At 51.8% G+C, this 12,532-nt stretch carries 2 protein-coding genes; both read right to left on the reverse strand.

All coding sequences use genetic code 11. The annotated features are described in order from the left end of the window. The coding region (locus tag C5471_RS21800) for a non-ribosomal peptide synthetase (protein WP_166296391.1) at window positions 1–9,683 on the reverse strand (9,683 nt) is incomplete at its 3' end. A gap of 1,182 nt (window positions 9,684–10,865) precedes the next feature. Further along, window positions 10,866–12,532, reverse strand: a 1,667-nt coding sequence (locus tag C5471_RS21805) for a thioesterase domain-containing protein (RefSeq protein ID WP_166296394.1), incomplete at its 5' end; no start/stop codon positions are given.

Here is a 12,532-nt window from a genome sequence, read left to right on the forward strand (position 1 = left end):
ACCGGCGTAGGCAGGCCGTCTTCCTGACCGGTAAGATACGCTTGTACTTCGCGATTCATCACATCCAGCGTGGTATGGTCACCAATCAGGTGATGCAGCAATTCCAGTAGTAACCAGCGGCCATCGGCCTCCTGAGCCACGACAAAACGCAGCAGCGGTGCCTGCCCCAAATCAATACGATAATGACGGGGATCAAAACGTTGCACCAGTTGATCGCCAACCGGCCCATCAGCCGGGTCCAACGTCAATTCAGTGACCGACAATGGTGCCTGACGCCAGACCACCTGCGCTGGCACGGACAATCCTTGCCAGATAAAGGCGGTACGCAGAATATCGTGCCGATCAACCATCTGTTGTACTGCGGCCAAATAACGGTCCAACAGCAGCCGGTCAGCAAAAGCCATCTGGCTGACTAACAAATAGGGATCCCCTTCGTTTGCCAGTAAGTGGTGAAACAAAATACCATCCTGCAATGGCGACAGGGCATAGATATCCTGAAGATTAGCCACCCCACCCGGTACCTGTTCAATGATGCTGTCAATCTCAGGCTGAGTCAGATCAATCAACGGCAACATAGCAGGTATGAGTTTCGTCGTTTCTGGTGTAATCACATTAGCCGGTACCATCACCGCACGATGTCGTCCCAACGTTTGGGCCAGTGCCGACAACACCGGCGACTGGAACAAATCACGCGCCGTCAGCGTCAACCCCTGGTGACGCAAGCGTTCAATCATGCGTACCGCGAGCAGTGAATGGCCGCCCAGAGCAAAGAAGCTGTCATGCCGGCTGACCTGTTCAACCCCCAGTAATTCACGCCAAATAACCGACAGGGCAATTTCCGTTTCGCCTTGCGGTGCCGCGTAAACCTGACGGGCAACCGCTTCACCATCCGGTGCCGGTAACGCATGACGATCCAGCTTACCGTTCGGGGTCAATGGAAACGCCTCCAGACGCACAAAGGCCGACGGCACCATATAATCAGGTAAAGTTGCACTCAGGTGGGCACGCAGGTTGTTCATCAGCGCCTCATCCGCTGTTGCCACCACATAAGCAACCAACCGTTTATCCGCCCCTTCACCCAATGCCAACACTGCAACCTCACGCACCGCCGGGTGTTCTGCCAACCGGGCCTCAATTTCACCCAGTTCAATCCGGAAGCCGCGGATTTTAACCTGTTGATCGTTACGGCCCAGAAACTCCAGATTGCCGTCTGGCAAATAACGCGCCAAGTCCCCGGTGCGGTACATGCGTGCATCCGGGTTATCACTGAACGGATCAACCAAGAAACATTCGGCGGTCAATTCAGCACGATTAAGATAACCACAAGCAACTCCATCGCCCCCAACATAAATCTCTCCGGCCACCCCCAACGGCACCGGCCGACCATACGCATCCAGCAAATAAACCCGCGTGTTGGCTACCGGCCGACCAATAGGGATGCGGATTGCTCCCTGTGCTAATGCAGTGATACGGTATGTCGTGGTAAAGGTAGTGCTTTCACTCGGCCCATAGCCATTCAATAACTGTTGTGGCGGATTCGTGCTCAGTACCTGCCCAATAACATGGGGATCAAGAGCATCTCCCCCGACAATCAGGAGCTTTATTTGCGGAAGAACCGGAGACAGCTCCGCCGCCAGCTGGTTAAACAGTCCGACACTCAGCCACAGCACAGTCATTCGCTGAACCTGTAGAACGTGTACAAACTCCAGCGGTGTCAGCAACGTGACACGATCGACCACCACTAACGCGCCGCCATTAAGCAACGGTGCCCAGACTTCAAACGTGCTGGCATCGAAAGCCGGATTAGCGGCAAAGGCCACCCGATCATCCGGTCCAATTTCAGCATAGCCATTATTGATGACCAGCCGGACCACCGCACGATGAGGCACCAGAACCCCTTTAGGTGTACCGGTAGAACCGGAGGTATACATAATATACGCTGACCCGGCGCTGGAGCGCGGTAAACCAAGGTTGAGGCAATCTTCCCCGCTGCCCGTGTCTGTCTCACCAAAGAGACGAAACAACGGAACAGTCAGGTTAGCGGGAATATCCGTCCGTGTATCGGTGAGCAGCAATTTGGCTGAACAATCGCTTATCAGCCAGTTTTTCCGTTCATCCGGCACACTGGGATCAATCGGCACGTAAACGCCGCCAGCTTTAAGGATAGCCAATTGAGCCACCACCAGCTCCATCGATCGCTCTAACAAGAGCGCAACATGGTCACCGGGGCAAACCTCTTGTTCAATCAACTGACGAGCCAACCGGTTAGCACGGGCATTCAGTTCCGTATAGCTCAGAGTCTTCTCTCCCGCTATCAGTGCCGTCGCTTCCGGGGCTTTCTCCACCTGCTGTTCAAACAACTGATGGATACACAACACATCAGGATACACAGTTTCCGTGGCGTTCCAGGTTTTTAACAACAACGTACGTTCCGCTTCCGGCAAGATTTCCAATGCCCGAACGGGCATTTCCGGAACTTGCTCAAGCGCCGCCACTAGACTTTCCAGCGCCTGCTGCATATAACCGCATATCCTTTCCGGATCAAACGGTTGCACAACCTGAGCCGTCAGCCCCAGGGATTCAGAAAAATCCTCCACCGACAGCACAAACGGATAGTTGGTCCGCTCCTGTTCATTCAGAAATTCAATCCCGTCCATCGTTTCATCCAGCGGATCCGGTTGAACATTATGTCGATAGTTCAACAGGGCGCTGAAGAGGGGCGTACCGCTGGCAATCCCACTGCACCGCTGGGCCAGCGCCAGTGACGCATGTTCATGCGCTAATAATCCAGCCAGTCGGGTATGGGCAGCCTGCACGCTGTCCCGTACCGGCGTATCATCGATATCCAGCTGTAATGGCAAGGTATTAATAAACAGCCCCATACCATTGTCAGCGCTGTCCCCTGCCTGCATCCGCCCAAACAACACCGTGCCGAATACCACTTTCTCCTGCCCGCTGGTACGCGACAACACCTGTGCCCAGGCCAGATGACACAACGCCGCCAGACTGACCCCCAAACGCCGGGCCTGACTGCGCAGACGATCATTCAACTCAGGCACTAACATCCGGTGGGATTCCGTCACCTGTGAGCCGTCGCGGTGCACCTCTGTCAGCCCGAATGGCAGCGTCGGTTCATCTACCGCCGCCAGCATCTCGGTAAAGAAATGGGTATGCGCTTCCTGACTTACCCCCAACCGGGCCTGCGCCACTAAATTGCGGAAAGGAACCGGCGCAGGCAGGCTATCCGCCTGACCAGTAAGAAGCGCCTGTACTTCACGGTGCATCACTTCCATTGTTTCATGGTCGCCAATCAGGTGATGCAGCAATTGCAGAACAATCCAGCGACCATCGGTCTCCTGCGCCACCATAAAGCGCAATAACGGCGCTTCGCTCAGGTCGAGACGATGATAACGCGGATCAAAGCGCCGAGTTAACTGGTCACTCACCGGACCGTCAACCGGGTTCAGTGTCAACTCAGTCACCGACAATTGGGCCTGACGCCAAACCACCTGCGCCGGCACTGACAATCCTTGCCAGATAAAAGCCGTACGTAAGATATCGTGCCGATCAACCACTCGTTGAACGGCGGTCAGATAACGATCTAACAGAGACCGGTCAGCAAAGGCCATCTGACCCGTCAACAGATACGGATCCCCTTCGTTTGCCAGCAGGTGGTGGAATAAGATACCGTCCTGCAACGGCGACAGGGCATAGATATCCTGAATATTGGCTGTTCCGCCCGGCACCTGTTCAATGATGCTGTCAATCTCAGCCTGAGTCAGATCAATCAGCGGCAACATCGCCGGCGTCAGTGCCGTGGCTGCCGGGGTGATGGCGTTAGGCGGCACTGTCACAGCCTGGTGCTGTCCCAGTGACCGGGCCAGTTCAAACAGCACCGGAAACTGGAACAGATCACGCGCCGTCAGTGTCAATCCCAGATGACGCAAGCGTTCAACCATCCGTATCGCGAGCAGCGAATGACCACCCAAGGCGAAGAAACTGTCATGCCGGCTAACCTGTTCAATTCCCAGTAATTCACGCCAAATCGCCGCCAGGGCCATTTCCGTTTCGCCTTGAGGCACGGCGTAAACTTGATAAGCAAAGGCTTCATTGTCCGGTGCCGGCAATGCCCGGCGATCCAATTTACCGTTAGGAGTCAATGGAAATGCATCCAGACGCACAAAAGCTGACGGCACCATATAGTCAGGTAAAATGGCACTCAGGTGGGCACGCAGGCTGTTCACCAACCCGTCATCCGCTGGCGCCACCACATAGGCCACCAGCCGTTTATCCGGACCTTCCCCCCGAGCCAGCACAGCAGCTTCATGCACCGCTGGATGCTCTGCCAGATGCGTCTCAATTTCACCCGGTTCAATGCGGAAGCCCCGGATTTTAACTTGCTGATCATTACGGCTCAGGAATTCCAGATTACCGTCCGGTAGATAACGGGCCAAATCCCCGGTGCGGTACATACGCGCATTCGGGTTATCACTGAATGGATCAACCAAGAAACGTTCGGCGGTTAACTCAGGGCGATTGAAATAACCCTGAGCAACTCCATCTCCGCCGACATAAATTTCACCGATCACCCCTGGCGGTACCGGCTGCTCATAGGCATCCAGCAGATAAACACGGGTATTCGCGATTGGCCGACCAATAGGAATGCGGGTTACACCCTGTGCTAACGCCACGATAGGGTATATCGTGGTAAAGGTGGTTCCCTCACTAGGACCATAGGCCTGCAATAATTGTTGTGGCGGACGATTATCCAGAACCTGGGCAATTACATGTAAATCAGGGATATCTCCCCCGAAAATCAGGATCTTAATCTGTGGAAGAACCGGGGATAACTCTGCCGCCAGCCGGTTAAACAGCCCGATAGTCAGCCACAGCACCGTGATGCGATGAGCCTGGAAAGCCGGTACCAACTCTTGTGGTGTCAGCAACGTGGCATGGTCGATAACCACCAGCGCACCGCCGTTGAGCAACGGTGCCCAGACTTCAAACGTGCTGGCATCAAACGCCGGGTTAGCCGTAAAAGCCACCCGATCATCCGGTTCAATTTCGGCATAGCCATTATTGATAACCAACCGAACTATCGCACGATGCGGCACTAAAACCCCTTTTGGTGTACCGGTCGAACCGGAGGTATACATGATATACGCTAATCCATCGCTGGAACGCGGTAAATCAGGGTTAAGGCGATCTTCCTCGCTGCCCGGATCTGTCTCATCCGAGAAGCGCAACAGCGGAACAGCCAGATTAGCCGAAATATCAGTCCGTGTATCAGTGAGCAGTAACCTGGCTGAACAATCGCTTATCAGCCAGTTTTTCCGCTCATCCGGTACACTGGGATCTATCGGTACGTAAACAGCCCCCACTTTGAGAATAGCCAACTGAGCCACCACCAGTTCTATCGATCGCTCCAACAGAATCGCAACATGATCATCCGGGCGAATTCCCTGTTCAATCAGTTGATGGGCCAGCCAGTTAGCCCGAGCATTCAGTTCCGTATAGCTCAGGGTTCTATCTCCCGCTATCAGCGCCGTCGCCTTCGGGGTCTTCTCCACTTGCAGCTCAAATAACTGATGAACACATAAATGGTCAGGATACGCGGTTTCCGTGGCGTTCCAGGTCTTTAACAACAAGGCACGTTCCGCTTCCGGCAAGATTTCCAATGCCCGAACGGGCATGTCCGGGGATTGCTCCAAGGCTTCCACCAAACTTTCCAGCGCCTGTTGCATATAACTGCACAGGCTTTCCGGATCAAACGGTTGCACTACCTGAGCCGTCAACCCCAGAGTAGTAGCTCCGTCCTCTACCGACAGCACAAACGGATAGTTAGTCCGTTCCTGTTCACCCAGGAATTCAATCCCGGCCATCGTTTCATCCAGCGGATCCGGTTGAACATTATGTCGATAGTTCAACAAGGCACTAAAGAGGGGCGTACCGCTGACGACCCCACTGCACCGCTGGGCCAGCGCCAGTGACGCATGTTCATGGGCCAGCAACCCGGCCAGTCGCAGATGCACCGCCCGCACACTGTCCCGTACCGGGGTATCATCCATATCCAGCCGCAACGGCAAGGTATTGATAAACAACCCCATGCCATTGCCGGCACCTTCACCTGCCGCCATACGCCCAAACAGCACAGTACCGAATACCACTTTCTCCTGCCCGCTGGTACGCGACAACACCTGCGCCCAGGCCAGATGACACAACGCCGCTAGACTGACGCCCAAACGCCGGGCCTGACTGCGCAGACGGTCATTCAACCCGGCGGTCAGCATCCGGTAGGATTCCGTCTTCTGAGATCCATCACGATGCACATCCGTCAGCCCGAACGGTAGCGTCGGCTCCTCCACCGCCGCCAGCATGTCGGTAAAGAAATGGGTATGCGCGGCCTGACTTACCCCCAGCCGGGCCTCCGCTACCAGATTGCGGAAAGGAACCGGCGCAGACAGGCTCTCCCCCTGCCCGGTAAAATACGCTTGCACTTCACGGTGCATCACTTCCATTGTTTCATGGTCGCCGATCAAGTGATGCTGCAACTCCAGTAAAAACCAGCGTCCATCGGTTTCCTGCGCGATAACAAAATGCAACAACGGGGCCTGATTCAGATCAAGACGATAGTGATCCGGATCAAAACGCCGGGTTAACTGGTCAATGACCGGGCCGTCAGCCGGGTCCAGCGTCAGTTCCGTCACCGGCAAGGTCGCCTGACGCCAAACCACCTGCGCCGACCCTGACAATCCTTCCCAAAGAAAAGATGTACGCAGGATGTCATGGCGATCAACCACTTGTTGCATCGCCGCCAGATAGCGATCCAGCAAAGTGCGGTTAGCAAAAGCCACCGGATAGAGCACCAGATACGGGTCGCCTTCCTTTTCCAATATGTGGTGGAACAGGATACCGTCCTGCAACGGCGACAGCGCATAGATATCCTGAATATTCGCCATCCCGCCCGGCACCTGCCCGACAATATGATCAATCTCAGGCTGAGTCAGCTCAATTAGCGGCAACATCGCCGGTGTCAGCGCCGTGGTGGCCGCTGTAATGATATTCGGTGGTACTATCACGGCCTGATGCCGTCCCAACGTTTGAGCCAGATCTGACAGCACCGGCGACTGGAACAGATCACGCGCTGCCAATGTCAACCCCAAGTGACGCAAGCGTTCAATCATCTGCACGCCGAGCAGTGAATGCCCCCCCAACGCAAAGAAGCTGTCATGCCGGCTTATCTGCTCAATACCCAGTAACTCACGCCAAAGGGCGGCAATGGCGATCTCAGTCTCCCCTTGTGGGGCTTCATAAATCTGCCGGGCAAAATCGGCTTCCCCCGGTTCAGGCAACGCCCGACGATCCAGCTTGCCATTCGGGGTCTGCGGAAAGGATCCCAGACACACAAAAGCTGTCGGGACCATATAGTCAGGTAAAATGGCACTCAGGTGTTCACGCAAATCGGCAGCCAATCCCTCATGTACTGCCGCCACCACATAGGCAACCAAACGTTTGCCCTGCTCACTATCCAACGCCAACACCGCCGCCTCTTGCACCTCCGGGTGTTCCAGCAACCGGGTTTCAATTTCACCCAGCTCAATACGGAAGCCGCGGATTTTAACCTGCTCGTCGTTACGGCCCAGAAATTCCAGATCACTGTCCGGCAGATAACGTGCCAAATCCCCGGAGCGATACATCCGCGCTCCGGCTACCGGGCTAAAAGGATCCGGTGTAAAACGCTCTGCGCTCAATTCCGGCCGGTTAAGATAACCCCGCGCCACCCCAACGCCACCAATATACATTTCACCCACACAGCCTAATGGCACCGGTTGACCATATTGGTCCAGCAGGTAGATGCGGGCATTTTTAGCTGGCCGGCCAATAGAATGCGTATCGGCTGGGGATAACACCTCCTTATAGGTCACCGTCACGACATTTTCCGTCGGACCATAACCGTTCAACAGCCGGGGCCGGTGGCCTTCCTGCCTGAACCAATCCTGAATGGCGTTCTTTTTGACCGCCTCACCGCCAATGATGATAAGCCGGAGACAATCCGGCAGCGGTAACCCCGTCTCTCTGGCCGCCAGTTCAGACCAGAACAGGGTCGGTAGTGACACCACCGTAATACGATATTGCCGGGTTAAATTAATAAATTCCGGCATCGACGCTAACCAACTGTCATCGCGAAGAACCAGCGTAGCCCCGTTACATAATGACGAAAAGAAATCTTCCACTGAAACATCAAAGGCAAAAGCGGCAAATTGCAACAGCCGGTCTTGCGCCGTAACGGCATAGGTGTCATTAAAACCCAAATAACGTTGATAAATCGCCTGATGCTCTACCATCACCCCTTTCGGTTGTCCGGTTGAGCCGGAGGTGTAAATTACATACGCCAGATGCTGTGGCGTCAACGCCGGGACTCGTGGATTGCTGTCCGGCTGGTCTGGCCGGGTATTCGGGTCAAGCACTATCAGCCCCGCCAGCGCAGCTTCACCCAACGCCACCCTCCCAGCCACATCAGCCAGGACCACTGCCGGAGCCGTATCATTCAGGATATACGCCAGACGTTCTCCCGGATAAGTTAAATCCAGCGGCACATAAGCGCCACCAGCTTTCAGTACCGCCAGCAAAGCCACCACCATCGCCGGAGAGCGTTCCACGCAAATCGCCACCCGCTGGTCCGGTGTGACCCCCTGCGCAATCAGTTGATGGGCCAGCCGGTTGGCCCGGCTATTCAATTCCGCATAACTGAGGCTCTGTTCTTGATATTCTAACGCTGTGGCCTGCGGGGCCAGCTCTGCCTGTTGCTCAAACAGCTGATGAATACATAACGGATCAGGATAAGGGGTTTCCGTGGCATTCCAGGTCTCCAGTAACAATGTACGTTCAGCCTCCGGCAACACATTCAGCTGCCCGACAGGGATGTCATCACCATTCCCTTTCGACAATGCCAACACCTGTAAGTGTTCGCTCATCCGCTGAACCACTTCCCCACTCAAACGGTTTGCATCGTAGATCCAGCGAAAACCACCCTGTGCATTCACCTGGAGTGTTAGCAATTCACCGGATACCTTCTGATCACACTGTTTGTCATCCTGTATCACCGAGACGGCTATCTGCCACGGCCAGCGGGTTGTTAATGCCGGAATAGCCTGCAACGAAGGAAAGCGAATAAGGAGATCATGACTAAATGTCTGGTGCCACACCAACTGAGCAAGCAGGTTATCAATCCCGTCAGCTACCGCCCTCCACGGCTTATCAAACGCCACCTCAACAGCCATAGGCACCACCGGTGCCAACTCTGTCAGGTTATCGTTTGCCTTCACGCCCCAACCGATTTGGAATTCAGTTTGCTGAGTCAGGCGCGCAAGGTAAATAACAAATGCCTGCAACAGCATTTGCAATGGGTCCTCTTCCCCGTTTTTTGGCAACGGGGACTGCCAAAGGCTGATTGCCCATCTGGGCTCCACTTGCTCCCTAGCGGTCTCAAAAGGTAACTGGGATGATTGCAAAGCGGCAAGGCGTTCGTACCAGAATAATTCACTGAGTGTGAGTGCCTTGAGAACATTCTTTGTATTTTTAATCTGTGAGGAAGCGTCATTTACGTTAGTTATATTTTCTGACGCCGGTGGAAAGAGTTCGGCGTTAAGAGCACTTCCTGCTTGAGCAATGCTATCTTTCATTTTCTACTCCAACGAATCTGCTAGAAATTTGAAAACTGTCATTCCTGACAGCCATCACCCGTATTTTTCTTACTTCTTACCCCCAAGAAATAAAAACGGATACATCCGACATCTCTTCAAAATACACAAATACGGGATGCCATAGCCCGGTTAATAGCCATATCATTAACAACGCTACGATGCTAATTCCCCTGATAACGAAATAAATAATTCAATTCATGACACAGAATAAAACATTCCATTTTCACTCCTGTTTTTTAGATTAATTCTCTATAATCCCCATTAGCTGATGATAAATAACACAATTAAAGACAAGCTAATTGCCTGCATTTATTATGTGTATTTAACAAAAATATAACCTTAGATTAAAAACAATCACATACGATATTATTTTATAACAACAAAATAGTACCACTCGTGTAGATGCCATAAACAAACCTACACCTACTTAAGCACATTGCTTTATAACGATTAGATTCCATTGCAAATAGAAACGTTATTTCACCCAATACCACTAAGAAACAATTATAATTTAGAATTAACTCCACCACATATTATTCTATAATAATAAAATAATGTAGCAGGCGTAATTATTAACTCCGTATGGTATTGATTAAAATGACAAATGCTCCAGAGGAATCGCTCTTTGATGCGATTCCTCTGATATCTGGCGATATTGACCATTACGAGGTATAAGCAGGAAAAAAATTTAATGCTATTCAGTTCAAAAACACCGAATAACATATAAATTGAGACTGTCAACCACTGTTTTTTCACTCTTGTTATCCCGAGTTGTTTAAAATAAAAACAATATATACCAAGACGAGATCATGAAATTAAAGCTGATTAAATCAGCCTATATCATCACCAGGAAATACATTGTCATTATTAAGTCTTCTATTATTTTTATCAAAATAAATATTTTCAATAATTACTCTACAACTAAATACACAGTCGAGATACCCTGAAAATCAAAAAAACAAAATAAAATTAACAATATAATTAGATATAGATCACATAATAGAAAATAACAACAATAACGAAGAGATATAATCAAATAATTTATTATAAAAATCGGCCTTTCCTTATTCTGCTTTAGCATAGAAATAATCCGGCATAAACAATATATACCGGATTATCACACTAATATTAAATTATTCAATATTGATTAATATATCTGTATTACAACACCTCCCTGTCACAATTGATTGCCAGCACCCTATTCATAGCCTGCGCTAAAGCCGCTTTATTTTCATTCTCCTCCAATAAACTAAAATGGTTACCCGGTACCGCAATCAACTTAAGCGAAGTATCAGATATTATCTGCGCCCAGCCTAGCGACGGTTCTATATTTAACGACTCTGGTTCTTCATCCGCAATAAAAGAGGAGGAAGGTTCTATCGCATAAAATTGATGCAACGTTACCGCTAGTCCTTGCGGCTCATAATTTCCGACTATTTGCGCATAACACTCTATCTGCTCCCAACGTTTTGCGATTAAATCAGCGCGCAGATTGACCGGGTATAACGCCAACTCCTGTGCTGCTTCAATAAACTGGACTAAATTCAGCTCATTGATTCGCTGGTACAACGCTGCTATCTCCTCGGTGTGTTCTTCCCCAAACTGCCTTGCCAACTCGGTAAAGAACTGATGTTTAGGCTGCATAGGCTGTTCGCTGACATAATGAGGTGCCGGCGAATCAATCAATCCCAGGAAGTTCACCGTCTCACCAGTATGCAAAAGCTGCTGGGCAATGGCATAAGCCAATATGCCGCCGGAAGAGTAACCACATATCCGATACGGACCCTCCGGCTGAACCGCTTTCATCAAGCTGATCATTCTGGCTACGTGTTCTTCCATCGTTGACATCGGTTCTTCACTGATGGATGACCAGGGAAGGGCATAAATCGGATAGCTTGACTGGATATGTTGAGCCAGCCCGAAGACATAGGAATGGTCCCCCAATCCACTGGGAACAAAGAACAGCGGCAATTCCGTTCCGGCCGTTCGCACCGATATGGCGCTGCTTTGCGGTTGAAACAATAAATCTGACGTGATTTTAGATGCCAGTTCGGACAACACCGGGAATTGGAATAAAGCATTTAATGTGCAAACCAAACCACAACTGGCGGCAAGATTCGTCATTCGCATGGCAAGCAGAGAATGACCGCCCAGCGTGAAGAAATTGTCATGTCGGCTGACCTGCTCAACCCCCAGCAACTCACGCCAAATAGCTGCCAGTGCAATTTCCGTTTCCCCTTGTGGCGCGGCATAAACCTGATGGGCAAACGCGTCATTATCCAGCGCCGGCAGCATTCGACGATCCAGCTTACCGTTCGGGGTCAACGGAAGTGCATCCAGCCGCACAAAGGCCGACGGTACCATATAGTCAGGTAAAGTTGCACTCAGGTGAGCACGCAGGCTATTCGCCAGCCCCTCATCCGTTTGCACCACAACATAAGCGACCAGACGCTTATCCTGCCCTTCTCCCAACGCCAGCACCACCGATTCACGTACCGCCGGGTGTTCTATCAGCCGAGCTTCAATTTCCCCCGGTTCAATGCGGAAACCGCGGATCTTAACCTGCTGATCATTACGGCCAAGAAACTCCAGATTGCCATCCGGCAGATAACGCGCCAAATCTCCAGTGCGGTACATGCGGGCACCTGGTTTATCACTGAACGGATCGATAAGGAAACGTTCAGCGGTCAATTCAGGGCGATTCAGGTAACCACGGGCGACAGCGACTCCCCCAATGTAAAGTTCACCCGTGACACTCATTGGGACAGGTTTCCCGTAGGTATCGAGAATATAAATTTGGGTATTGGATATTGGGCGGCCAATCGGTA

Origin of the sequence: Photorhabdus tasmaniensis (assembly GCF_011189505.1) — a bacterium.
GTDB classification, from domain to species: domain Bacteria; phylum Pseudomonadota; class Gammaproteobacteria; order Enterobacterales; family Enterobacteriaceae; genus Photorhabdus; species Photorhabdus tasmaniensis.